We start from the raw sequence: 24,771 nt of genomic DNA, 5'->3' as shown, positions 1-24,771 counted from the left end.
GCGGAGCCGTTCCTCCACCATCGACCCGAGAACCGACGTGCCGACGCGACTCCCCTTCCGCCGCCTGCTGGCGGCCACCGCTGCCTCCGGCCTGTTGTCCGCCCCCGCCCTGGCCGCGGAACCGCCGATCACCGTCGGCCTGTTCACCCACTTGTCCGGCAACTTCGCCGAATACGGCGCGAGCTTCAAGAACGCCATCGAGCTCTATCTGGACAAGGTCAATGCCGACGGCGGCATCAATGGCCGCCCGATCAGGCTGGTGGTCGAGGACGACCGCAATTCGCCGCAGGAAGCCGCCACCGTGGCGCGCAAGATCGTGGCCACGCCCGGCGTGGTGCTGGCCATCGGTTCCTGGTCGACCACGGCGTCGCTGGCGGCGGCGCCCATCTTCACCGAGGCGAAGATCGCGCAGATCAGCCCCACCTCGTCGCACCCGGACTTCAGCAAGCAGAGCCCCTACCAGTTCCGGCAGAACAATACCGACGACGTGCTGGCCCAGTACAACGCCGACACCATCCACAAGCAGCTCAAGGCCAACCGCATCGTCATCCCGTATTCGCAGGACGACTGGGGCCTGTTCACCGTCAAGGCCACCTCGGCCGCCATCGAGAAGGACGGCGGCAAGGTGCTGCTGACCGAGGCCGTGATGCCCAACGCCCGGGACTTCCGGCCGCTGGTCAGCAAGATCAAGTCGCTCAAGCCCGACGGCGTCTTCCTGGCCCTGCCCTACCAGGAAGCCTCGATCTTCATCCAGCAACTGCGCCAGGCCGGCGTCGACATTCCGGTGGGCGGCGGCGTGCCGCTGACCTCGCCCAAGTTCATCGAACTGGCGGGCAAGGCCGCCGAGGGCGTGGTCGTGCACAGCATCTTCTTCGCCGGCGATCCGTCCAAGAAGGCCTTCGTCGACGCCTACCGCGCCAAGTACAACCGCACGCCGGACCAGTTCGCCGCGCTGGCCTATGACGCGGCCGGCGTGGGTGTGGCCGCCATCCGCCGCGTCGTGCAATCGGGCAAGCCGCTGACCGGGCAGAGTGTGCGCGACGAACTGGCGGGCGGCCCCGCCTACGAGGGCGTCACCGGCGTGACCAAGTACGAGAACGGCAACGTGCGCAAGGCGCCCACTTTCCTGGTGATCCGCAACGGCGAATTCCAACTGAACAAGTAATTTCCTTCAGCGCCTGCCGCCGGCCCGCCTCACGGCGCGGCCGGCGCAGCCTTTTCCGGCCACCGCACCCATACCCATGCTCGAATTATTCGCCAGCCAGATTCTGAACGGCCTGGCCATCGGCCAGGTCTACGCGCTGATCGCGCTCGGCTTCTCGCTGGTGTTCGGCGTTTCCAATCTCATCAACTTCGCCCAGGGCGCGCTGTTCATGCTGGGCGCCTTCATCGCCTTCACCGGCGTGGCCGTGCTGCAACTGCCGCTGCCGGTCGCGGCCACCGGTTCGGTGCTGATCGTCGCGCTGCTGGGCATGCTGCTCGAACGGGTGGCGCTGCGTCCCCTGGAGAACGCGCCCTATATCGCCCCCGTGCTGTCCACGCTGGCGATCAGTCTCATCATCGAACAGCTGGCCGAGATCGTCTGGTCGCCCGAGAGCCAGTCCTTTCCCGTATCGTTCGATGAAGCCACCTACTACTTCGGCAACGCCTACATCACCAGCACCGACCTGCTGATCTTCGGTTTCGGCGCGCTGGCCACGCTGGCCCTGACGCTGTTCCTGTCGCGCTCGTGGTGGGGCCGCGCGCTGCGCGCCACCGCGCAGGATCGCGATGCCGCGGCGCAACTGGGCGTGCGTACCGGCAGCGTGCGGCAACTGGCCTTCGCCCTGGCCGGCGCGCTGGGCGCCTTGAGCGGCGTGCTGGTCGCGCTCTATTTCAAGAGCGTGTTCCCGCAGATGGGGCTGCCCTTCGGCCTGAAAGGCTTCGCGGCGGCGCTGCTGGGCGGCTTGACCAGCACGCCGGGAGCGGTGCTGGGCGGCCTGCTGCTGGGCGTGGTCGAAACGCTGGCCAGCGCCTACATCGGCGAAGGATCGCGCGACCTGGTGGCGTTCTGCCTGGTGCTGGTCTTCCTGGTGTTCCGGCCGCACGGGCTGCTGGGCGACCGTCGCCTGGACGCGCTGGGCGGCGCCAGCGGCGCGGCGGGCGCCATGCCGACCACCAGCGTGCTGGCCTCGTCCTCCAGCCAGCGCGGCGCCGTGCGCGCCTGGGAACTCCCGCCCTGGGGCTTCCTGGCGGCAGCAGCCGTGCTGGCGCTGCTGCCGGCGCTCACGCAGAACGCCTATTTTCTGCAGGCCGTGGTCTACGCCATGATCTTCGCCCTGCTGGTGGCCAGCGTCACGCTGGTCTCCGGGGCGCTGGGCGTGCTGTCCATCGGACATACGGCCTTCTACGGCGTGGGCGCCTACGCGGTCGGGCTGCTGGCCCGCAATGCCGGCTGGCCGGCCGAGGCCGCGCTGATCGGCGCCGCCGCGGCCACCGCCTGTGTGGCGGTGGTGGCTGCCCTGCCGCTGCTCAAGCTCAGCGGCCACACGGCCGCGCTGGGCACGCTGGCCGTCGGGCAGATCGGCTATCTGGTGTTCATGAGCTGGCTGGACGTCACGCGCGGCCCCATGGGGTTCATCGGCATCCCGGCGCCCAGGCTGGCGCTGCTGGGCGGACTGCCGCTGCCGAGCCTGGCCGGCAAGTTCTGGCTGGTCGCGGCCGTGGCCGGGATCGCCCTGTTCCTGGCGCAGCGCCTGCTGGACTCCGGCGTGGGCCGGGCCTGGCGCGGCATACGCGAGGACCGGCTGGCGGCGCATACCGCCGGACTGCCGGTGCGCCGCTACCTGCTCGTGGGCTTCGCCTGTTCCGGCCTGCTGGCGGGCCTGGCGGGCGGCCTGTTCGCCTACGTGCAGAGCGTGGTCAGCCCCGAGAGCTTCACCGTCAGCGCCTCCATCCTGCTGCTGACCATCGCGGTGCTGGGCGGCCTGGGCAACCTGACCGGCGCGGCGCTGGCGGGCTTCGCGCTGACCCTGCTGCCCGAACTGCTGCGGCCCTTCGCCGAATGGCGCATGGTCGCCTACGGACTGGCGCTGCTGATCATGCTGCGCCTGCGCCCGCATGGCCTCCTCGGAGCAAGATGAAACCCACCCCCTACGCGCTACGCGCGCCCCCTCAAGGGGGCGGCACTGGCGGACCGGCAAAGCCGGATCCGCTGTGCCCTCGATCGAAACACGCGTCGCAACGGACTCCTCTTTGCCATGAACGACTGATATGACGACTCGCGATGAACAACGAGGACTGCGGGTGGAGCGCCTGAGCCGCCATTTCCGCGGCGTCAAGGCGGTGGACGACGTCAGCTTCGCCGTCGCCCCGGGCCAGACCGTGGCGCTGGTGGGCCCCAACGGCGCCGGCAAGTCGACCCTGATCCAGTTGCTGAGCGGAGTCGAGAAACCTTCGTCGGGACATGTCTTCCTGGATGGCCGCCGCATCGACGGACTGGCCCCCGAGCGCATCGCCCGGCTGGGCCTGGGCCGCAGCTTCCAGACCTCGCGCGTGTTCCCCGCCCTGAGCGTATGGGACAGCGTGATGCTGGGCACCCAGGCCGGGCTGCTCGGCCGCGCGGGGTCCGCGCGGCTGGTCGATCCGCTGACCGAGATCGCCGGCGAACTGCTCGGCCTGCCCGCCTGGCGCCGCCGCCGGGCCGAGGCAGAGGAACGCGCCCGCGCGGCCCTGCAACGCTTCGGCGAACGGCTCTGGCCGCGGCGCGACCAGCCGGCCTACAGTCTTTCGTACGCGAACCGCCGGCGCCTGGAACTGGCGCGCGTGCTGGCTGCCCGGCCGCGCTTCGTGCTGTTCGACGAACCGGCCGCCGGCATGAACCCCAGCGAAACCGCCGAACTCACCGATCTGTTGCTCGCGCTGCGCGCGGAACAGCCGCAGCTCGGCATCCTGGTCGTCGAGCACAAGCTGTCCCTGGTCCGGCGCATCGCCGACCAGGCCATCGTCCTCAATCAGGGGCGGATACTGGCCACCGGCACCCCGGCCGAGGCGCTGGACCATCCCGAAGTCGTCGAAGCCTACCTCGGCCGCGCGCGCAGGCGGCCGGTCAACTCGGATGCCCATCTTGGCTGAGCTGCCCTCTTCCTCCCCCCTGCTGCAACTGGACGCGGTCGACGTGCACTACGGCGCCGTCCAGGCCCTGTTCGGCGTCAGCCTGCGTGTCCAGGCCGGAGAAGTGGTCTCCGTGCTGGGCGGCAACGCGTCGGGCAAGTCCACGACCCTCAAGTCGGTGCTGGGCCTGGCCCGCCCGTCCAACGGACGCGTCCTGCTGGACGGCCGCGAGATCCAGGGCCTGGCGCCCGCCGAGGTCATCGGGCTGGGCGTGGCCAGCGTACCCGAGGGGCGCCGTGTGTTTCCGGACATGACGGTGCGCGAAAACCTGCTGCTGGGGGCCTACCCGCGGCGCCACGACAAGTCCGCCGTGGCCGCCGACCTCGACGAGGTGTTCCAGGCCTTCCCGCGCCTGGCCGAGCGCCGGGGCCAGCTGGCCGGCACGCTGTCGGGCGGGGAACAGCAGATGCTGGCCCTGGGCCGGGCGTGGCTGCGGCGCGGGCGCCTGGTCTGCATCGACGAGCCGTCGATGGGCCTGTCGCCGAAATTCGTCGATGCGGTCTACGAGGTGCTGTTCCGCTGGAAGGCGTCCGGCCAGACCATCCTGCTGGTGGAACAGAACGCCCGCATCGCGCTGGAGCTGGCCGACCGGGCCTATGTGCTGCAGCACGGCCACGTGGTGCTGCAAGGCAATGCCGCCGATCTCGCGGCGGACCCCGCCGTGCAGCAGGCCTACCTGGGCGCGGAAGCCCCGGCCCGCGAATTGGAGGGGGCGCTGGCCCCCAACGGAGAATGAACATGTCCCATCCCACCCTGCACACGCTGGAAACCGACGTGCTGGTGATAGGCGCCGGCGGTGCCGGCATGAGCGCGGCCATCGCCGCCTCGCAGGCCGGCAAGCGGGCCCTGCTGGCCGACCGCAGCCTGATCGGGCGCGGCGGCGCCACCATCATGGCCCAGATGACCGTGGCCGCCGCCCTGGGCGAACAAGGGCCGGACCACTGGCAGCATCACCTGCGCGACACGCTGGCGGCGGGCCGCGGCCTGTGCAGCGAACCCCTGGCCCGGCTGCTGTGCGAGGAAGGCGTGGACGCGATCCGCCTGCTGGACCGCTGGGGCGTGGGCTGGGCCCGCGACGGCGAGCGGATGGCGCAGACCCGGGCCCCCGGCCACGACCGCCCCCGCTGCGTCTACGTCGACTACCTGAACACCGGCCCCGCGGTGGCCAAGACCCTGCGCGCGCAGGCCGCGCGCGAGCCCGGCGTGCGGCGCGTGGGCGACCTGCTGGTGGTGGAACTGCTGCGCAAGGACGGCCGCGTCACCGGCGCCGTGGCGCTGCACCTGGGCTCCGGCGACCCGGTCCTGATACGGGCCGGCGCCACCATCATCGCCACCGGCGGCCTGACGCGCCTGTACCGCCGCAACAGCGCCTCGCTCAACATGGGCGGCGACGGTTTCGCGCTGGCCCTGCGCGCGGGCGCCCGGCTGATCGACATGGAGTTCGTGCAGTTCTTCCCCATCGGCCACCTGGCGCCGCGCCTGGTCGGCTTCGACCCCATCATGTGGGATCCCTTCCGCTACAAGCTGGGCGGCAAGCTGCTGAACAACCAGGGAGAGGAATTCGTCGAACGCTACGGCAACGCCGCCGAAGGCCAGGGCTACACCACCACCCGCGACGCCGCGACCTACGCCATCCTGAAGGAGGTCGAGGCCGGCCGCGGCACGCCGGCCGGCGGCGCGTGGCTGAGCTTCCGTCACGTGCCGGAAGACACGCTGCGCGCGGCGTTCGGCCCCATCATCAACAAGCTGGCCAAGGCCGGCATCGATCTGACGAAGCAGATGATAGAAGTGGCGCCCATCGCCCACTATCACATGGGCGGCATCCGGGTGGACACCGACCTCGCCACCGACGTGCCCGGCCTGTATGCCGCGGGCGAGGCCGTGGGCGGCGCCAACGGCGCGAACCGGCTGTCGGGCAACGCCATCACCGAGGCGATCGCCTTCGGACTGCGGGCCGGCCGCGCCGCGGCCGCCGACTGCCCGGAGCCGCCCTCGGTGGAAGCACTCGAGGCCCTGGCCCGCCCCTGGCTGCAACGGCTCGCGCCGCGCCACGGCGAGCCGGACGCGCTCAATGCCGCGTCCCTGATCGAGGAATTGCAGGCGCTCATGCAGGCGCACGTCGGCCCCTTCCGCACCGAGGCGGGCCTGCGGCAGGCGCTGGACGGGCTGGACGCATTGCGGACACGGGCCGGCAGCGACCTGCCGGGCGGCGGGCCGCAGGACCCGGCGCGGCTGGACACGCTGGACCTGCGCAACATGCTGCTGGTGGCCGAGGCCGTGACCCGCTGCGCGCTGGCGCGGCGCGAGAGCCGCGGCGCGCACCAGCGCGAAGACCATCCCGGGCAGGAAGACGCCTGGACGCTGAACCAGACCATCGCCTGGCGCGACGGCCAATGGACGCTGGCCACCCAGCCCGTCCAGCGCCTCGAGGCCACGCAGGAGGACATCGCATGACATCGACCAACGACTCCATCCGCCTGAAGATCCAGCGCGCCGGCGCCGGCACCGAGGCCCGCGTCGTCGAATACGACGTACCTGCCCAGGCTGCCGCGTCGCTGCTGGACGCGCTGCGCTGGGTGCGCGCGCACCAGGACGATACGCTGGCTTTCCGCTATGCCTGCATCAACGCCAATGCCTGCAAGGAATGCATGATGCGCCTGGACGGCAAGGTCGTGTACGCCTGTCTGGCCAAGCTCGAGCCGGGCACCTCGCACACGGTCGAACCCCTGCCGAACAAGCCGCTGGTACGCGATCTCGTGACCGAGATCGCGCCGCCCAAGGAACGCCTGTTCGCCGGCGAGGGCGACGACGATGACGAATGACGGCCGGCGCCCGGACGCGTCGGACGAGGCCGGCGAACGTCTGCGCATCCTGTCCTCGGCGCACCTGGCCACGGGTCCGCATGCCGAGCTGTCCGAGCTCGAGTTCGGGTTGATCATCGCCCACAATGCGTTCAGCCGCTGGATCGTGCGCTGCATGGCGGCGGCCGGCGCGGCCGACCTCGCGGTCACGGACGTGCTGGTGCTGCACCACGTCCACCATCGGAAGCGGGGCAAGAAACTGGCCGACATCTGCTTCACCCTGAACTACGAAGACACGCACGTCATCAACTACTCGCTGAAGAAACTGGCTGGCATGGGCCTGGTGCGCGGCGAAAAAAGCGGCAAGGAAGTGCTCTACGCCACCACCGGGGAAGGCGCGGCGCTGATCGATCGCTTCCGCGCCGTCCGGGGCCGCTGCCTGCTTGCCAGCGTCGAAGGCGAACTGGCCGACGGCGCCTCCCTGTCCGACGTGGCCCGGCGCCTGCGCATGCTGTCGGGCCTTTATGACCAGGCCGCCCGCGCGGCCTCATCGCTATGAATACAACCTCCTCTTCCCCCGCCGACGATGCCCGTTGGGAATTCTGGATAGACCGCGGCGGCACCTTCACCGACGTGATCGGACGCCGCCCCGACGGCTCGCTGGCGACGGCCAAGCTGCTTTCCGAGAACCCCGGACGCTACGACGATGCCGCCGTCGAAGGCATACGACGCCTGCTGGGGCTGGCTCCCGGCGAACCCGTACCCGCCGATCGCATCGAGGTCGTACGCATGGGCACCACGGTCGCCACCAACGCGCTGCTGGAACGCAAGGGCGAACGCGTGTTGCTGGCCGTCACCCGGGGCTTTCGCGACGCCTTGCGCATCGCCTACCAGAACCGGCCGCGCCTGTTCGACCGCGAGATCGTCCTGCCCGAACAGCTCGCCAGCCTCGTGGTCGAGATCGATGAGCGCCTGGCCGCCGACGGCGCCATCGTCGCCGAACTGGACGAGGCGCAGGCCCGGTCGGCCCTGGCCGAAGGCCGGGCGCAGGGCTACCAGTCCATCGCCATCGCGCTCATGCACGGTTACCGCAACCCGGCGCACGAACTGCGGCTGGCGGCGATCGCGCGTGAACTCGGCTATGCGCAGGTCTCCGCCTCGCACGCCGTCTCGCCGCTGATCCGCTTCGTCGCGCGCGGCGATACCACCGTGGTCGACGCCTATCTGTCGCCCGTGCTGCGCCGCTACGTGGACCGTGTATCGTCCGCCCTGCCCGGCGTGCGCCTGCAGTTCATGCAATCGAGCGGCGGCCTGACCGACGCCCGCGCCTTCCAGGGCAAGGACTCCGTGCTGTCCGGCCCCGCCGGCGGCATCGTCGGCATGGCCGGCGTGTCGGCCGCCGCCGGCTTCGACCGCATCATCGGCTTCGACATGGGCGGCACCTCGACCGACGTATCCCACTATGCCGGCGAATACGAACGTACCTTCGACACGCTGGTGGCGGGCGTGCGGCTGCGCGCGCCCATGATGAGCATCCACACGGTGGCCGCCGGCGGCGGATCCATCCTGCGCTTTGACGGCACGCGGCTGCGCGTGGGCCCCGAATCGGCCGGCGCCGATCCCGGGCCCGCCTGCTACCGGCGCGGCGGACCACTGACCGTCACCGACGCCAACGTCATGCTGGGTCGCATCCAGCCTGCGCACTTTCCCGCCGTGTTCGGTCCCGGTGGCGACCAGCCGCTGGATGCCGACGTGGTCCGCGCGCGCTTCGCCGAACTGGCCGGCGAAGTCGAGCGCGGCACCGGCCGCGCCACCACGCCCGAGGCGCTGGCGCACGGCTTCCTGGAGATCGCGATCACCAACATGGCCAACGCGATCAAGCTGATTTCCGTGCAGCGCGGCTACGACATCACCCGCTACACCCTGACCACCTTCGGCGGCGCGGGCGGCCAGCATGCCTGCGCCGTCGCGGACGCGCTGGCCATGCCGCGCGTGCTGATCCATCCGCTGGCCGGCGTGCTGTCCGCCTACGGCATGGGCCTGGCCGTCGCCACCGCCGTGCGGGAACGCTCGGTGGAGCGCCGCTTCGACGACGACGGCCGCGCCGAGGCGCGCCGGGTGCTGGACGAACTGGGCGCCGCGGCCAAGGGCGAACTCCAGGCCCAGGGCTGCGAGGCGGCCGACATCCGGATCGCCGAGCGAGCCTATCTGCGCTACGAGGGTACCGACACCGCGCTGCCGGTGCCGCTGGGCGAGACCTCGGACATGCTGGCCGACTTCGAGCGCGCCTATCGCCAGCGCTTCGCCTTCCTGATGCCCGGCCGCGCGCTGGTGATCGATTCCGTGATGGCCGAGGCCACCGCCGGGCAAGGCCCCCAGAGCGCGCGCGCCGCCTGGTTCGGCCGCCCCGCGCGCGAGGCCGGCACGCAACTGCAGGCCCGCGACAGCGTCGCCATCCATGCCGGCGCATGGCAGGACAGCCCCCTTTACGCCGCCGCCGACCTGCGGGCCGGCGACGTCATCGCCGGCCCCGCCATCATCACCGATGCCAACGCCACCACCGTGGTCGATCCCGGCTGGCGGGCCACCGCGACCGCGAACGGCGACATCGTGCTCGAACGCGCCCAGCCCCGGCCCCAGCGCCGCGCCGTCGGCACCGAGGCGGATCCGGTGATGCTGGAGATCTTCAACAACCTGTTCATGTCCATCGCCGAGCAGATGGGCTGGCGCCTGCAGAACACCGCGCACTCGGTCAACATCAAGGAACGCCTGGATTTCTCGTGCGCGATCTTCGACGCACAGGGCGACCTCGTCGCCAACGCCCCCCACATCCCGGTGCACCTGGGGTCCATGGGCGCCAGCGTCCGGGCCGTCATCGACAGTACCCAGGGCACGCTGCGGCCCGGCGACGCCTACGTGCTCAACGACCCCTACGCCGGCGGCACCCATCTGCCCGACGTCACGGTCATCACCCCCATCTTCGACGAGGCCGGCACCCGCGTGCTGTTCTACGTGGGCTCGCGCGGCCATCACGCCGACATCGGCGGCCTGACGCCCGGCTCCATGCCGCCCGACTCGCGCACCATCGACGACGAGGGCGTGCTCATCACCAGCTTCCTGCTGGTGCGCGACGGACATCTGCGCGAGGCCGAGATGCGGCAGTTGCTGGCCGGCGCGCGGCATCCCGCGCGCAACATCGACCAGAACATCGCCGACTTGCGCGCCCAGGTGGCCGCCAACGAGAAAGGCCGCGAGGAACTCATGGCCATGGTGCGCTACTTCGGCCTGGACGTCGTGCAGGCATACATGGGCCACGTGCAGGACAACGCCGAGGAATCCGTACGCCGGGCCATCAGCCGCCTGCGCGACGGGAGCTTCGCGGTATCGCTGGACAACGGCGCGCAGGTGCGCGTGGCGGTCACCGTGGACCACGCCACCCGCAGCGCCACGCTGGATTTCACCGGCACGTCCAAGCAGTTGCCCAACAATTTCAACGCGCCGCGCGCCGTTACCTCGGCCGCCGTGCTGTACGTGTTCCGCACGCTGCTGGACGAGGACATTCCCATGAACGCGGGCGGCCTGAAGCCGCTCACCATCGTGGTCCCCGAAGGTTCGATGCTGAACCCGCGCTATCCGGCCGCCGTGGTGGCCGGCAACGTCGAGACCTCGACCTGCGTCACCAATGCGCTGTACGGCGCGCTGGGCATCATGGCCAGCAGCCAGCCGACCATGAACAACCTGACCTTCGGCAACGCCCGCCACCAGTACTACGAAACCATCTCCGGCGGCTCGGGCGCGGGCGGCCGCTTCGATGAAAACGGCAGCCTGGCCGGCGGCTTCGATGGCACGTCGGTCGTGCAGACTCACATGACCAATTCGCGCCTGACCGATCCGGAGGTACTGGAACTGCGTTTCCCGGTGCGGCTGGAACGCTACGAGATCCGACACGGTTCGGGCGGCGATGGACGCTGGCGCGGCGGCGACGGCGGCGTGCGCACGCTGCGGTTCCTGGAACCCATGACGGTATCGCTGCTGGCCAACGGCTGGCACCATCCGGCCTTCGGCCTGTGCGGCGGGCAACCCGGCGCGCCCGGACTGGCTCGCGTGCTGCGCGCCGACGGACGGATCGAGCCGCTGGACCACGCGGATCGGGCCGAACTGCGGGCGGGCGACCGGGTGGAGATCGAAACGCCCGGCGGCGGAGGCTACGGGCCCGCGTGACGGCCAGGGGCCGCCGGCCTCATCCTCCCTGGCACGTCGAGTAGATGCTGGCCAACTCCCTCGTCACGAGCGCCTGCCAGCGCATGATGATGTAGCCGCAGACGGCCGACGAATGGATCCCCTCGCACGGCCAGTTCAACGGCAACGTGCCGCCATCGGCCTTGGCGATGCTGTTGCCGCCGCCGTCGCTCTGGTTGGCGGTGGTGGCCGCGTCGCGCGCCGCCCGGTCGGACTGGTCCGCCTGCTCGCGCAGCATGGCGGCCGTTCCGCCCCCGGCCTTTACCTTGGCCAGGGTCGACGCCACGTTGATCTCCAGGATTTCCTTGCGGGTGTCGGCCAGCATGGGCGTGGTATAGGGGCGTAGCTGGGGCGCCAGGTGCGCCATGGTTCCCGTGCAGCGCCCCCCTTGCGCGCCGGCCGTGGCACGCGCGGCCGCCGCGCCGGCCACCGGGCCGGCCCCTTCCCCCTGGCGCACGGCCTGGGGCCGCGGCTGGATCTTCGGGGCGGGTCCATCCGGCAGCGCCAGCTTCACCACCTGTCCGCCTGGCGTGGTCACGCTGGCGTTGCGCAGTTCCAGGTAATCCTCGTCGATCGCGCGCAGGTCGCCCGTCATGCTCATTTCCTTCGCGTCGGCGAACTGCCGGGCCTGCGCCGGCGGCAGCGGCACCGAGACCTGCACGTTGCGCCAGGTGCCGATGAACATGCCCCGGTCGGCGTCGTAGTCCCGCAGCGCGACCTTCATCGTATGCGGCATGGTCAGCGTGGCCAGCCGCTTCTGGTACTCGGCCGAGGTCTCGAACTTGTCCTTCTTCAAGGCGGCCAGGAACGCCGTGGTCGCCTTGCCGGCGCCGTCGTCGTAGGCGAGGCGCCAGAGACGCGAGCGCCAGCTGAATGACTGGCCGGTCAGCAGGTCCTGCTGGATGATGTACCCCGCCTGGAACCGGCCGGGCGGCAGGGTGCGCAGCAACTGGCCCGTCTTCGTGTCGAACAACTGCGCCGGTATCTGGGACTCGGTCGCATACGACGTCACCAGCACCTGGTCCGGGTGGCCCGGCAGCTCCTGGAACACGCCGGAGAACGACCGGTCCTGTGGAGACCTGCGGTGCAGCGTCTGCAACGTGATGCGGCGCTGCCACGTCGACGGATCCATGACGTCGACCTTGCCGGTCTGCTCATCGTGCAGGTAGGCGATCTCCCCCCAGCCCATCAGCCGCTCGTTGCCGTTGCTGACGCGCACCATCGAACAATCGGGCAGACTCACCCTGACGGGCGGCTGTGCCGTCAGGATATTGCCCCGCTTGTCGGCATACGGTATCCCGGCGACATGGCCGGGCAGCTCGCACAGCATCTTCCCCTGGGCCACGTCCCACGCCCTCAGCCGATGCGACGGGTTATCCCATTCCCCGATCTCGGAGTAGGCATACGGCGTGTTGCCTATCCATTGATAGCCGAGACGCTTGTACTGCTCCGCCGGACGCCGGTCGTCGCCGCGGAACTCGCCGGTCTTGACGCCATTGACGTAATAGCTGACCACGCCATCCTTGTGGGCGAGGAATTCCTGCCGGCCCTTGTCGTCGATGCGGGCAGCGCAAGCCTCGGCATCGTCCACCGACACGCCGCCCAGGTCGACTCCCCTGGCGTCGTAGTAGCTCACCCCCAGGCAGCGCAGTCCCTTGTCGGAATCGCTCATCCGCAAGTGCTGGACGATGTAGCGGCCGCCCACCTCCTTCGACCACGGAAAGTACGCGCTCGGCGGCAACGTGCGCAGCGAATTGCCTTGCAGATCGACCACTTCGGAACCGTTCTTCAGGCCGCTTACCAGCAGCGCCTCGTTGCCGACGAAGGCCAGCGAGCGGGAAGACTGGCCGGGCGGCACGCGGGTCGGCACCACCCTGTCCTTGCCCGATGCCGTATCGCGCAGCATGATCCGCCCGTCCGTTGCCTCGAAGGCCAGCCAGGCGCCGTCGGGGGAGATACTGATGGTGGTGCGCGCCGTGATGTCGAAATCCGGCCGCGCGTTGCCGGTTTCCTGCATGCCGAGCAGGCTTTTGTGGATCACGATGCGGTCCTGGTACTCGGGCGGCGGCGCCAGCGCCCGCAGGGCCCGCTCCTGTTCCTGCCTGGCCGCTTCCCGCTGCTCCCGCTGCCGGGCCGCCGCCTCGCGTTCCCGCTGCGCCTGCAGCTCCTGCTCGCGGCGCGCGTTCTCGGCGGCACGCTGCTCCTCCTCTTCCTGCCGCCGCTGATCGTCGGCGAGGGCCCGGCCGGTCTGCTCGATGATCTGGCCGAGCTGGCGGAACAGCGCGCTGGAATCTGCCGCCCGGGCCGGCGCCAAGCCGCCCGCGCAGGCAAGCGCGACCAAACCGCCCAGCATGCGAGAGCGGCAAGAAGAAGTGATATCCATGATGTGACTCTGCCAGCAGGAAAATCCCAAGCACGGGCAGCAACTGTCCCCCTTGTCTCAGGATATCGTCATGGCAGAACCATCACATCACTCAAATGGGGCATCCGCGGCCATGAGGACGAGCCACGAAGCCAAATCCTATTGCCACGTTTCGTTTAATCAATTGGCGAAATATGGAAGCGCCCACTATCATCAAGAAGCATTCGCTCTAACTTCGATGTCGGATGGAATCCATGCTTCTGGAAGTCCTGCTGGTCTGGCTGGCCTGTGCGCTGCTGGTGGTGTACAGCGTGGAACGCAAGAGAAGAAAACGCGGCTCGGCCAAATGAGCGCGCCGTGCGGCGGCGCGATGGATCCGTACCTTTACAGGCACCCCACGGCGAAGCTGGACAGCAGCCGGGATTCCGGGACGCCGCCCGCATGGCAGGCGATGCGGAGGATCGCGGCGTTCAGGAAACAGACGGCCAGGAAGGCGACGAGGACACGCAGGAACCGCTTGAGCAGCGGCCTTTCCGTCTCGCTGTAATAGCTCATACGACGATGTGCAATTGATTCTAATTGCTAAACACGTTACAGCATCCTCCTTTTATTCGCAATTATGCGAACGATGTAGCCGTGATATGAACCGCCGGCCATAGGTCAGACGGACATCCCCCCCGACACCTCCAACGCCACGCCATTGACGTAGCTCGCCTCGTCGGAAGCCAGGAAGGCGTACACATTGGCGATTTCCTCCGGCGCTCCCAGCCGCCTCATCCAGCAGGAGGTGCGGAACCCGTCCAGCACCTTCTCGGGCATGCTCTTCAGGATGTCGGTCTCGACGAAGCCCGGGCAGACCGCGTTCACCCGTATCCCCTTGGGGCCCAGTTCGCGGGCCCAGGTCTTGGTGAAACCGATCACGCCGAACTTGCTGGCCGCATAGTTGGTCTGCCCGAAATTCCCGTACAGGCCGACCACGCTCGATGCGTTCAGGATGACGCCGCGCTGCTGTTCCAGCATGGTATCGACGACGGCCTGGGTGCAATTGAACACGCCCTTCAGGTTCACGTCGATGACCTGGTCGAACTGCTGTTCGGTCATGCGCGCCAGCCGCGCATCCTGCGTGATGCCCGCGTTGTTGACCAGGATATCTATGCGGTGGAACCTGGACTTGATGGCTGCGACGACCGCGTCGATTCCCTCGCGGTCGGTCACGTCCAGCGCATGGGCCACGGCCTGGTGGCCGGCCTCCTGCAGCGCCCGCGCCTGTTCCCGCGCGGCGTCGGCCGCCCGGTCGCACAGGATCACCGTGGCGCCCTCGCCGGCGAATTTCCATGCGGTGGCCCGCCCGATGCCGGCGGCGGCTCCCGTGATGATGGCTACTCGGTCTTTCAGCTTCACTGACATCCCCCTCTGTATGGAATCCGGCCTCTTCCGGAACGCCGGGCCGGGCACCGGTTCGGCGCCAGTGTGTTTTTACCCTGTCCGGCGGAGTCCCGCATCCGCAGCAATGACGCGGTCATATCGACCCCCTAATCTGCGCCGCTTTCGGGGGAACAAACGATGTCCATACGTATCGCCAAGACCGGGCGCGGGGCGGCCGCCGCCCTGGCGCTCGCCGTGCTGTCCACGCTGGCCGCCTGCGGCGGTGGAGACGGCTCCGCTTCGACCGGCCCCGGCACGCCGACCGGCCCCGGCACGCCGACGGATCCGGTCACGCCCACGCTGCGCGTCGGCATCCTGCCCGACACCCAGGGCGGCGACTCCGGCGTCGCCCTGCATCCCATGAAGGCCATCCTGGACCTGTACGCGAAGTCGGGGGTCAACGTGGTCCTGGCGGTGGGCGATCTCGTGGAAAACGGCACCCCGGCCGAATACGCGCTGTGGCGTGGCCTGGCGGAGCAGTACAAGGACAGGATGACCATCCTGCCCATCATGGGCAACCACGACCCCAAGGGCATAGACCAGGACTGGTACGACACGGTGGAAGGCTTCATCCCCGCCGACGCATGGCACATGCCCGGCTCGGCCTACAAGAACTACGCGCTGGTGCGCGACAACGTGCTGTTCATCAACATCTCGTACGGCTGGCTGGAACGGGCCTACGACTTCGTGGAAAGCATGGTCAAGGAACACGGCGGCAAGGTCGACCACATCATCCTCCAGACCCACAACTCCTTCGCCGGCAACCGCTACGGCCTGGTACGGGAGAACATCGTCGACGGCAGCCTGGCCATCGTCAACGACACCAAGTTCCGCGAAGCCTACGACAAATACCGCAAGCTGTTCGCCGAACACGACGTGATCTACGTCTCGGGGCACGAGCACCACTATGCCCGCAGCCTCATCCGCGACGATTCCGACCTTGGCTTCCAGCAGATCATCTCGGGCGACGCCGCCTACAAGGGCTACGAGACGCGCTTCGGCGAACACGAACGCATCCAGAGCGTGCTGATGCACAAGGTGCAGCACGAGGACACGGGCTTTGTCGATGCCAACGCCTCGATCTTCACCATCCAGGGCGGCATGCTGGACTACCGCTCGTACTTCGCCAAGCATTCCGTCACCCGCAACGGGGACGGCCCCAAGGAACTCGCCACGCCGCAGTGGAAACTGCTGGACCGGTTCGTCCGCTCCACGCAGCGCTGTGAAAAGGTGGTGTTCCCTGGCAGCGTGCCCGCCGACATCCAGCGCAACAGCGCCTACGATCCGTCCTATCGCACCAGCTATTGCGCCTCGGCCAGCGGCCATCGCGCGCGCCTGCTGGACGGTACGAACCGCAGCTTCAACCGCTACGACACCCGCACCCGCGGCATGAGCGCCACGCCCGGCTATTCCTACGCCGGCAGCAACATGGAGATGCTGTCCATGATGTACCGCTACATGTTCATCAGCGACGAGAGCTTCAGCCGCAACCTCAACAACAGCCAGCGTGCGCGGCTGGTGAACGAGGGCACCGGGGACGAGGAGATCGAGGTCCGCGCGACCACCATCGACCTGAAGAAGCTGATCGCGCTGAACTGGCAGGAGCGCGGCAAGGACACGGTGTCCGACGTGCTGTGGATAAGCGGCATCGCGGGGCAGACCGGCACCTACATCGATCCGTGGGGACGCGCCAAGGACATCACGGCCACCACCGGCCTGCCGGGCAGCTACGGCGACGGTTCGGAAAGCGGCAAGCTGCCGGTGCAGTTGCCGGCGCATGCCACGCGCCAGTGGGAACTCAGCGCCGACCAGGGCGGCGACACCTATGTGCTGGAGTTCGCGCTGCCCTCGGGCGCCGACGCCACCGCCACCACGCTGGCGCGCCGCGACGCGGACGGCAAGTGGGTCGCGCTGGCCCCCGCCGCGTGCATCAGCAAGCAGCCCTACCAGGCCGCGTTCTTGACCGCCCTGCCCGCCGACGTCGATGCCTCGTGCGCCGTGGCCGTGGGCTATGACGCCACGAAATCGGCCTACTGGGCACGGGTCGACAAGGAAGGGGCGTTCGCGGTGGTGGCGCGCTAGGCTCAAGCAAGGCCGTCCGGCGTTTTCAGGAGCCGGCCATCCCTATATCATTCCCGGGAACATGGCCACGATTCCTCTTTCCTGACATGCCGGCGGCGGCCAGCGGCCCCACCCCGGCCCCCGTCATCTCGCGCGGATCCCTGACGATCGCCGCCCTGTCGACGATCGTCGAATGGTACGACTTCACGCTGTACCTGTACTTCGCGACGGTCCTGTCCCGCGTCTTCTTCGGGGGCGGCGAGCTGTCCCTGCTGGCCACGCTGGCCGGCTTCGCCGTCTCGTACTTCATGCGTCCCCTGGGCGCCCTCGTGTTCGGCCACATCGGCGATCGCCACGGCCGCCGCCGGACGCTGCTGCTGTCCATGGCGCTGATGACGGCCGCCATGCTGGCGACCGCGCTGCTGCCCGCCTACGGCAGCCTGGGCGCCACGGCCGGCGTGCTGCTGCTGGTCCTGCGCTGCCTGATGGCCTTCTCGGTGGGCGGCGAATATACCAGCGTGGTGGCTTACCTGCTGGAAGGCGCGCCTCCCCGTCGCCGGGGCTTGGTCACGTCGCTCGCCTCGGCCGCCAGCGAAGTCGGCGCGCTGCTGGCGGTGGCGGTGTCGGCCGCGACCGTGGCGCTGCTGGATACCCCCCGGCTCGACGCCTGGGGATGGCGCATTCCCTTCTTCGTCGGCGCTGCCCTGGCGGGCAGCATCTGGATCGCCCGCTCGGCCATGCAGGAGTCGCCGGACTTCGAAAGGCAGCAGCGCCAGCGCACCATACCCGCCTCGCCCATCCTGCATACGCTCACGCATCACCGCACCGCCGTGCTGAGGACCTTCGCGATCTCGGCGCTGGGCTCCATCACGTATTACGTCGGCATCACCTACGTGCCCGCCTTCCTGTCCTCGAACGGAGGCCGCGGGGAAGCCGAATCGCTCTGGCTGTCGACCGTCGCCGCCGTGGCGGTCATCGCGGCCACGCCCGTGGCCGGCGCGCTGTCGGACCGCCTGGGACGCCGGCCCATGCTGATCGGGCTCGCCGTCCTGGGCGCGGCCCTGCCGCTGTTCATGTTTACCTACATGGCACACGGCACCACCGTCCAGGTCGCCCTGGGCGCCGTCGCGCTGGCGCTGGTCGCCGGCGGCGTCAGCGCCGTGGGCGCTCCCGCCACGGCCGAGCAATTCCCGGGCGAAGGCCGGCTGAGCGGACTCGCGCTGGGCGCGACCGCGGCCACCGCGCTGTTCGGGGGAATGACGCCCTTCCTGGCGGAATGGCTGGTACAGGCCACGGGCTGGACGGCCGCGCCGGGCGCGATGATCGCGGTGGTCGCGCTGGCGGTGCTGCCCGTCCTGCGGCAAATGCCGGAGACCGCGCCTCGGGCGGCACATGAGCGGGCCTCGCCGGCCACCGAGTCTTCCCGCTAGTGCCGGGCGCCAGGCGGTTCGGGTGAACGGCGCCCCCCTGCCCGCTATTCCTCGGGCACCCTGAGCAGCACCGTGTCGTCCGGCCCCACCGACCGCCCGTCCGGCGCACGGATGTCCAGCCGGACCGGCAAGCCGGTCTCGCGGTCGACCAGTTCGGAATGCGCTTCGCCCGGCTTGAACAGATGGCGCTCGCCGAACTGGCGCAGGGCAACCATCACCGGGAACAGGTCCCGGCCCATGGCCGTCAGGCGGTACTCCATCCGCGCGCCGCTGTCCCCCACCGGGACGGCCTCCAGGATGCCGCGCGACACCAGGGTGCGCAGGCGCTCGGTCAGGATGTTCTTCGCGATGCCCAGGCTTTTCTGGAACTCGCTGAAACGCGTCAGGCCATCGAACGCGTCGCGCACGATCAACAGCGACCACCAGTCGCCGATCACGTCCAGCGACCGGGCGCTGGGGCAGTAATCCCCCTTCAGGCTTTTTCGTCCGACCATGGTCCGCGCTCCATCGATTATTAGGTTGCATTATAAAACTAAAACCCTTATCCTCCCGAACGGTTTTGTAATGAAACCAAATTATCGGGAGTTTCAACCATGGGTTCTACAGCAAGCGCGGCGCCATCGCCGCTCACGCGTCCGGTCACGCTGCTTTTCGCGGTCGCCAGCGGCCTGGCCGTCGCCAACGCCTATTTCGCCCACCCCTTGCTGGACGTCATGGCGGACGACCTCGGCCTGTCGCACGCGGTGGCCGGCCTCATCGTGGGCGCGACCCAGCTCGGGTACGGGCTGGGCCTGGTCCTGCTGGTGCCGCTGGGCGATCTGCTCGATCGCCGCATGCTCATCATCGGGCAGTCGCTGCTTTCCGTGCTGGCCCTGGCCTGCGCAGGACTCTCATCGACGGCGGCCATGCTGCTCGCCTCCATGGCGGCCGTGGGCCTGCTCGCGGTCGTCACCCAGGCGCTGGTCGCCTACGCGGCCACGCTCGCCCGGCCATCCGAACGAGGCCAGGTCGTGGGCGTGGTCACCAGCGGCATCGTGCTCGGCATACTGTTGGCGCGCACCGCCGCGGGCCTCCTGACCGACCTGTCGGGATGGCGGACGGTGTACCTGGTGTCGGCGGCGCTGACGCTGGCGATCGCCGGGCTGCTCTACAAGGCCCTGCCCCGCCAGCGGCGCACCGGGACCCGGATTTCCTATCCGCGCCTGATCGCATCGGTGTTCACGCTGTTCCTGGAAGAACCGGTCTTGCGCATCCGCGCCATCATCGCGATGCTGATCTTCGCCGACATCACGACGCTGCTCGCGCCCATGGTGCTGCCGCTCGCCGCGCCACCCTTCTCGCTCTCCCATACCGAGGTCGGCCTGTTCGGACTGGCCGGGGCCGCCGGCGCGCTGGGCGCCGCGCGCGCCGGCCGCTGGGCCGATCGCGGGCACGGCCAGCGCACGACCGGCATCGCGCTCGCGCTGATGCTGGCCGCCTGGCTGCCGATCTCGATGCTGCCGCATTCCATCCTGTGGCTGGTCCTGGGCGTCCTGGTGATCGACTTCGGGCTGCAGGCGGCGCACGTCACCAACCAGGGCATGATCTATCGCGTGCGGCCCGAAGCGCAGAATCGCCTGACCGCCGCCTACATGGTGTTCTACTCCATCGGCAGCGCGGCCGGCTCATCGATCTCGACCATGGTCTATGCCCACGCGGGCTGGAACGGCGTGTGCCTGATGGGCGCGGGCATCGGCGCTGCGGCCCTGCTCTTCTGGGCGGCCACCCTGCGCGCCACGCCGGCGGCGGCTACCGCCCGGACGGCCGGTTCCGCCCCCGGCTAGCGCCGGTCCGGACCGAGCTCGGCCTCCGCCAGCTCCGCGATGCGCAAGGTCGGCGCCACGAGCTCGTCCTCGCCGTCCTCGATGAGCCAGGTGGCGGACAGGCCGGCCCAGGCCAGGATCCATTGCAGCAGGCGCTGGCGCTCCAGCCCCGCCGCCCGGGCGACGATGTCCGCCTGCCGCGCCAGGCGCCCCGGGGCCAGGGCGATCGCGTGGTCCGGATTGCAGAACAGGTTGGCATAGTCGAAGCCACGCTCGCCCTCCAGCCGTTTCGGATCGATGGCCAGCCAGCCCCGCTCGCCGAAGTCCAGGACGTTGCCGTGGTGGATGTCCCCGTGCAGCGGCACGACGTCCCTAGGCTCGGCCAGCAGCGCCCGGGCCGCGCCGGCCGACCTGGTCAGGATGCCGCCCAGGCGGGCCGCCACCGGTTCGAGCGCCCGGAACCGCTCGGCCAGCGGCACCAGTGCCGGCGCGGGTTTGCCGCGCGGGGCATGCAGCGCGGCGACGGTCCGGCAGATGATGCGGCTGGCTTCGTCGTCCTGCCCCGCCCGCGCCATGCCGGCCAGCGACCGCGTCCCCAGGGCGCGCTCGAGCAGGATCGCGTCGCCCTCGTGCTCCAGCACGCGCGCCGCGCCCACGCCGTCCCACCACACCATCAGGCCCGCGCCCCAGCGCTCTTCGGGTTCGGTGGAGATCTTCAGCATGGCGGCCTTGCCGTCGCGCCGCACCGGCAGCAAGAGGCTCGAATGCGTGGTGCACGGATCGCCGTCGGGCTCCAGGCTCCAGCGGGCAAGCCAGGCGTCGAAAGCTTGGGGGCGAGTCATGGAGGAATGCTCTCTACGTGGAACAACGTGTCAAACTAGCACACCGACATTGTCCTAGGACGACATGAGAATACGAGGAAAGAGCGCGGCCGAGATCTTCGACAGCGTTCGCGCGCAAGTCCAGTCCCAGCAACTCCTGCCCGGCCAGGGCCTGCCGCCCGTGCGCGAGCTGGCGGCGCAGCTGGACGTCAACCGCAATACCGTGGCCGCCGCGTACAAGCGCCTCGTGGCGGCGGGCATCGCCACCGCCCAGGGCCGGCGCGGCACCACCATACGCGGCCAGGGGCCCGGAGAACAGGAAGGCGCGCTGCCCGATTCGCCGCTGGTGGACCTGGCCAGCGGCAACCCCGACCCGGCCTGGCTGCCGGACCTGGCCGCGGCGCTGCACGCCAGGCCCTACCGGCCCCGGCTCTACGGCGAACCGCTGATCAACGCGGGACTCGAGGCCCATGCCCGCGCCTGGTTCGCCCAGGACTGCCCGGCTCCCTTCGAGGTCGACCTGGCCCATGGCGCGGTCGACGCCATCGAACGCCTGCTGGGCGCCCTGCTCGTTCCGGGCGACAAGGTCGCGGTGGAAAACCCCTGCTTCCTGAGCAGCATCAACCTGCTGCGCGTGGCCGGCCTGCAGGCGGTGGGCGTACCGGTCGACGCCGAGGGCATGCAGGCGCCGGCGCTGGAAGCCGCGCTGGCCAAGGGAGTCCGGGCCGTCATCCTGACGCCCCGTGCGCACAACCCCACCGGCTGCAACCTGAGCGCCAGGCGGGCGCGCGCGCTATCGCGCGTCCTGGCGAAACATCCGCACGTCGCCGTGATCCTGGACGACCACTTCGCCCTGCTGGCGACCGCCGCCTATCACTCCGTGCTGCCCGCGGGCACGCGGCGCTGGGCCCTGGTGCGTTCGCTCACCAAGGCACTGGGGCCCGATATCCGGATGGCACTGGTGGCCAGCGATGAAGCGACTTCCCGGCAATTGCGCCTGCGCCTGGCATCGGGCACGAACTGGGTCAGCCACCTGCTGCAGGACATGGCGGAAACCACGCTGGGCAGCCCCGACGCCATCCGGCTGATGTCCCGCGCCCGCAAGGACTATGCCGTGCGCAGGAAGCGCCTGGAGGATGCCCTGGGGGAACGGGGCATCGCCTGCCTGGAAGGCGGGGACGGACTCAATCTGTGGGTGCCGCTGGCCACCGACGACCAGGCGGTCGCCCAGACCCTGGCGCGGCGGGGCTGGCTGGTCCGCCACGGACAGCCCTTCGGCGTGCACGAAGCCGTGCCCGGGCTGCGCATCACCCTGTCGGGCATCGAGCCGGCGCAATGCCGGCGGATCGCCTCGGACCTGCGGCACTGCCTGGGCTAGGGCGCCGGCGCCACGCAGGCATCCGGGCCGCATCCCGCGCCGGCCGGTCCGCTTGCGGGCGTGCCGGCGCCACCGCCTTCCTCGCCTTCCTCCAGCAGACGGCCGATGGCCGAGCCCAGGGCCAGGTCGTCGATGCTGCCCAGGTGATGCAGGCGGATGTGACCGCGGCGGTCCAGCAGCACCAGGCTGGGCGTGCCGCCCAGGGCATAGTCCCGCATCGTCATCGGAATGTTCCCATCCGGCGCGGGACGGTCGATCCCGATGGGGAAGCTCCAGCGATATTCCTGCGTGAAGGCCCGCAGCGCGGCCGGCCCCGTCACGTCGTGGTGCTCGAACACCGTATGCAGTCCGATCACGGCCACGTCGTCCTCGCGGAACATGCGATGCACGCGCTCGGCCTGCGGCAGGCCATGCGCCAGGCAGGCCGGGCACAACATCTGGAAGGCGTACAGCAGCACCACCTTCCCACGCAGGCCGGCCAGGTCGATGGGCGCGGAGACGTTCAGCCACTCGTCCACCTGCAACGGCGGCGCTTCCACGGTATGGGGCTTGGGTCGGGACATGTCGGACTCCTGTAGTCGTGCCTGAACATGATACTCTTTTGGCATAGGACAAACCGATGAGCCGGACATGAACGCGGACAGCGAAGCCCCCCGGGCCGATACCCCCACCCAGCACGACCAGCACGGCCGCTGGCCCCAGGCCGCCTCGGTCGAGGATTTCCGCCGCAACCTGGCGGCGGTGCGCGAACGCATCGCCGCGGCATGCCGGCGCGCCGGCCGCGACCCGGCCGGCGTGCGGCTGCTGCCGGTCAGCAAGACCGTCGACGAAGCGCGCATCCGCCTGGCCTACCAGGCCGGCTGCCGCTTCCTGGGCGAGAACAAGCTGCAGGAGGCGGCCCGCAAATGGGAAGCGATGTCCGATCTGGCCGACCTGAAGTGGTCCATCATCGGCCACCTGCAAACCAACAAGGCCAAGCTGGTGGCGCGCTTCGCCGCCGAGTTCCAGGCGCTGGACAGCCCGCGGGTGGCCGAGGCACTGGACCGCCGGCTGCAAGCCGAGGGCCGCGCGCTGGACGTATTCGTGCAGGTCAACACCTCGGGCGAGGCCAGCAAGTACGGCCTGCATCCAGATGACGTCCAGGACTTCCTGCGCCAGATGCGCGCCTACTCCGCCCTGCGCGTGCGCGGGCTGATGACGCTCGCCCTGTTCTCCGCCGAAGCCGAGCGGGTCCGGCGGTGCTTCGTGCTGCTGCGCACGCTGCGCGACCGCCTGCGGCAGGACGCGCCGGCCGGCATCGGCCTGGACGAACTGTCCATGGGCATGTCGGGCGACTACGAGATCGCCATCGAGGAAGGCGCAACCGTGGTGCGCGTGGGCCAGGCCATCTTCGGCGCCCGCAGCACGCCGGACGCCTACTACTGGCCCACCGCCGACCCGCAGCCTGCATCATGAACGATCCCGGCCCCCTCCCGCTGGACGTAGTCTCCATCATGTCCCAGGTCGTCTACGGCCACGTCGGCAACTCGATCGCGGTGCCCAGGCTGTACCGCGCCGGCCTGCACGTCGCCGCCGTGCCCACCGTCGTGCTCAGCAATACTCCCCACTACCCCACGATGCACGGCGGCGCCCTGCCGCTGGACTGGTTCCAGGGCTACCTGGACGACCTGACGGCCCGCGACGCGCTGCGCCGGTTGCGGGCCGTGGTGGTGGGTTTCCTGGGCAACGCCGCGCAGGCCCAGGCGCTCGGCCGCTGGCTGGAAAGGATACGGCCGGACCACCCGGACCTCATGCTGATTGTCGATCCCGTCATCGGCGACCACGACCATGGCATCTACGTCGACCCGTCGCTGGTGGATGCCTACCGCGACCACCTCGTCGGCCAGGCCCGCGGCTTGACGCCCAACGGCTTCGAACTCGCGCAGCTGACGGGCATGCCCGTGGACGGCATCGACGACGCCATCCGCGCCGCCCGCCGGCTTCTGGCGGGCGATACCGAATGGGTGGTCGTCACCAGCGCGGCGCCCGCGACCTGGACGCCGGACGACATGAAGATCCTGGTCGTGACGCGCACCGGCACGGCAACCATCGTCCATCCCCGGCTGGCCCTGACCCCCAAGGGCACCGGGGATCTCTTCACCGCGTCGCTGGCCGCGCACCTGCTGGAAGGCGCGGCTATCGAAGCCGCGGCGCGGCAGGCCGCCGATGACGTCCTGGCCGCGCTGCGGGAAACGCAACGCGCCGGCTGCGCCGAACTGCTGCTGCCGCCCTACCCCTGAACGCCGGACCGGAACCCCGAC

The 24,771-nt window shown here is 69.8% G+C and carries 20 protein-coding genes; 14 read left to right on the top strand and 6 right to left on the bottom strand.

The genetic code is table 11. The features are described from left to right. Positions 1-37: 37 nt before the first annotated feature. The 8 genes from R4823_RS06735 to R4823_RS06700 all read left to right on the top strand — a co-directional run bounded on the left by R4823_RS06735 (position 38) and on the right by R4823_RS06700 (position 11,174). Positions 38-1,165 carry an ABC transporter substrate-binding protein gene (locus tag R4823_RS06735; RefSeq protein ID WP_165963054.1) on the top strand — a complete coding sequence of 376 codons (1,128 nt, stop codon included), beginning with the start codon at positions 38-40 and terminating at the stop codon, positions 1,163-1,165. A 76-nt stretch (positions 1,166-1,241) separates the two neighbouring features. After that, positions 1,242-3,122, top strand: a complete 1,881-nt coding sequence (locus tag R4823_RS06730; RefSeq protein WP_279816211.1) for an ABC transporter permease — start codon at positions 1,242-1,244, stop codon at positions 3,120-3,122. A 130-nt stretch (positions 3,123-3,252) separates the two neighbouring features. Further along, entirely contained in the window at positions 3,253-4,113 is an 861-nt protein-coding gene (locus R4823_RS06725; RefSeq protein WP_338618022.1) for an ABC transporter ATP-binding protein, read from the top strand. Then, positions 4,097-4,888, top strand: a complete 792-nt coding sequence (locus R4823_RS06720) for an ABC transporter ATP-binding protein (protein ID WP_207958592.1) — start codon at positions 4,097-4,099, stop codon at positions 4,886-4,888. The genes R4823_RS06725 and R4823_RS06720 overlap by 17 nt, the downstream gene beginning before the upstream one ends. A 2-nt stretch (positions 4,889-4,890) precedes the next feature. Further along, on the top strand, positions 4,891-6,606 hold the full coding sequence (locus tag R4823_RS06715; protein WP_338618018.1) for an FAD-binding protein: 1,716 nt from the start codon (positions 4,891-4,893) through the stop codon (positions 6,604-6,606). After that, complete coding sequence (locus tag R4823_RS06710) at positions 6,603-6,974, top strand: 2Fe-2S iron-sulfur cluster-binding protein (RefSeq protein ID WP_338618016.1); 372 nt, start codon at positions 6,603-6,605, stop codon at positions 6,972-6,974. The genes R4823_RS06715 and R4823_RS06710 overlap by 4 nt, the downstream gene beginning before the upstream one ends. Beyond that, on the top strand, positions 6,964-7,512 hold the full coding sequence (locus tag R4823_RS06705; RefSeq protein ID WP_087837464.1) for a winged helix DNA-binding protein: 549 nt from the start codon (positions 6,964-6,966) through the stop codon (positions 7,510-7,512). The genes R4823_RS06710 and R4823_RS06705 overlap by 11 nt, the downstream gene beginning before the upstream one ends. After that, a complete protein-coding gene (locus R4823_RS06700; protein WP_338618014.1) occupies positions 7,509-11,174 on the top strand; it encodes a hydantoinase B/oxoprolinase family protein in 3,666 nt (1,221 codons plus the stop codon). The genes R4823_RS06705 and R4823_RS06700 overlap by 4 nt, the downstream gene beginning before the upstream one ends. A gap of 19 nt (positions 11,175-11,193) precedes the next feature. Here the strand turns inward: R4823_RS06700 and R4823_RS06695 are convergent, their stop codons facing one another. The 3 genes from R4823_RS06695 to fabG form a co-directional block, all read right to left on the bottom strand. Beyond that, complete coding sequence (locus tag R4823_RS06695; protein ID WP_338618013.1) at positions 11,194-13,575, bottom strand: hypothetical protein; 2,382 nt, start codon at positions 13,573-13,575, stop codon at positions 11,194-11,196. 363 nt (positions 13,576-13,938) lie between these two features. Continuing rightward, positions 13,939-14,109, bottom strand: coding sequence for a hypothetical protein (locus R4823_RS06690; RefSeq protein WP_165963053.1), 171 nt, complete (start codon positions 14,107-14,109; stop codon positions 13,939-13,941). Positions 14,110-14,214: 105 nt separating this feature from the next. After that, positions 14,215-14,955 carry a 3-oxoacyl-ACP reductase FabG gene (gene fabG, locus R4823_RS06685; RefSeq protein ID WP_087837467.1) on the bottom strand — a complete coding sequence of 247 codons (741 nt, stop codon included), beginning with the start codon at positions 14,953-14,955 and terminating at the stop codon, positions 14,215-14,217. 162 nt (positions 14,956-15,117) lie between these two features. Between fabG and R4823_RS06680 the strand changes: the two genes are divergently transcribed. Both R4823_RS06680 and R4823_RS06675 read left to right on the top strand, forming a co-directional pair. After that, on the top strand, positions 15,118-17,061 hold the full coding sequence (locus tag R4823_RS06680; protein WP_338618010.1) for a metallophosphoesterase: 1,944 nt from the start codon (positions 15,118-15,120) through the stop codon (positions 17,059-17,061). 86 nt (positions 17,062-17,147) lie between these two features. Further along, positions 17,148-18,470, top strand: coding sequence for an MFS transporter (locus R4823_RS06675; RefSeq protein ID WP_338618008.1), 1,323 nt, complete (start codon positions 17,148-17,150; stop codon positions 18,468-18,470). 44 nt (positions 18,471-18,514) lie between these two features. On the opposite strand, the gene R4823_RS06670 is transcribed toward R4823_RS06675, so the two are convergent. Then, complete coding sequence (locus R4823_RS06670) at positions 18,515-18,964, bottom strand: helix-turn-helix domain-containing protein (protein ID WP_087837470.1); 450 nt, start codon at positions 18,962-18,964, stop codon at positions 18,515-18,517. Positions 18,965-19,063: 99 nt separating this feature from the next. Between R4823_RS06670 and R4823_RS06665 the strand changes: the two genes are divergently transcribed. Further along, the gene (locus R4823_RS06665) at positions 19,064-20,293 is read left to right on the top strand and encodes an MFS transporter (protein WP_087837471.1); all 1,230 of its coding nucleotides are present in this window, start codon (positions 19,064-19,066) and stop codon (positions 20,291-20,293) included. Here R4823_RS06665 and R4823_RS06660 read toward each other — a convergent pair. Continuing rightward, complete coding sequence (locus R4823_RS06660) at positions 20,290-21,114, bottom strand: aminoglycoside phosphotransferase family protein (RefSeq protein WP_087837472.1); 825 nt, start codon at positions 21,112-21,114, stop codon at positions 20,290-20,292. The two genes, R4823_RS06665 and R4823_RS06660, sit on opposite strands and share 4 nt — an antisense overlap. 64 nt (positions 21,115-21,178) lie before the next feature. Here R4823_RS06660 and ptsJ point away from each other — a divergent pair, with 64 nt between their 5' ends. Then, positions 21,179-22,471 carry a transcriptional regulator PtsJ gene (ptsJ, locus tag R4823_RS06655; protein WP_279816231.1) on the top strand — a complete coding sequence of 431 codons (1,293 nt, stop codon included), beginning with the start codon at positions 21,179-21,181 and terminating at the stop codon, positions 22,469-22,471. Here the strand turns inward: ptsJ and R4823_RS06650 are convergent. Further along, the gene (locus R4823_RS06650) at positions 22,468-23,034 is read right to left on the bottom strand and encodes a TlpA disulfide reductase family protein (protein WP_338618003.1); all 567 of its coding nucleotides are present in this window, start codon (positions 23,032-23,034) and stop codon (positions 22,468-22,470) included. The genes ptsJ and R4823_RS06650 overlap by 4 nt on opposite strands. 67 nt (positions 23,035-23,101) lie before the next feature. Between R4823_RS06650 and R4823_RS06645 the strand changes: the two genes are divergently transcribed. Both R4823_RS06645 and pdxK read left to right on the top strand, forming a co-directional pair. Next, positions 23,102-23,926: a YggS family pyridoxal phosphate-dependent enzyme gene (locus tag R4823_RS06645; protein ID WP_279816236.1), complete on the top strand. Its 825-nt coding sequence runs from the start codon at positions 23,102-23,104 to the stop codon at positions 23,924-23,926. After that, a complete protein-coding gene (gene pdxK, locus R4823_RS06640; RefSeq protein ID WP_338618000.1) occupies positions 23,923-24,750 on the top strand; it encodes a pyridoxine/pyridoxal/pyridoxamine kinase in 828 nt (275 codons plus the stop codon). Before R4823_RS06645 ends, pdxK begins: the two co-directional genes overlap by 4 nt. The last annotated feature ends 21 nt before the right edge of the window (positions 24,751-24,771 follow it).

The organism is Pigmentiphaga sp. CHJ604 (assembly GCF_036972535.1).
Taxonomy (GTDB): Bacteria; Pseudomonadota; Gammaproteobacteria; order Burkholderiales; family Burkholderiaceae_B; genus Pigmentiphaga; species Pigmentiphaga daeguensis.
This window is presented reverse-complemented; position numbering and strand designations above follow the sequence as displayed.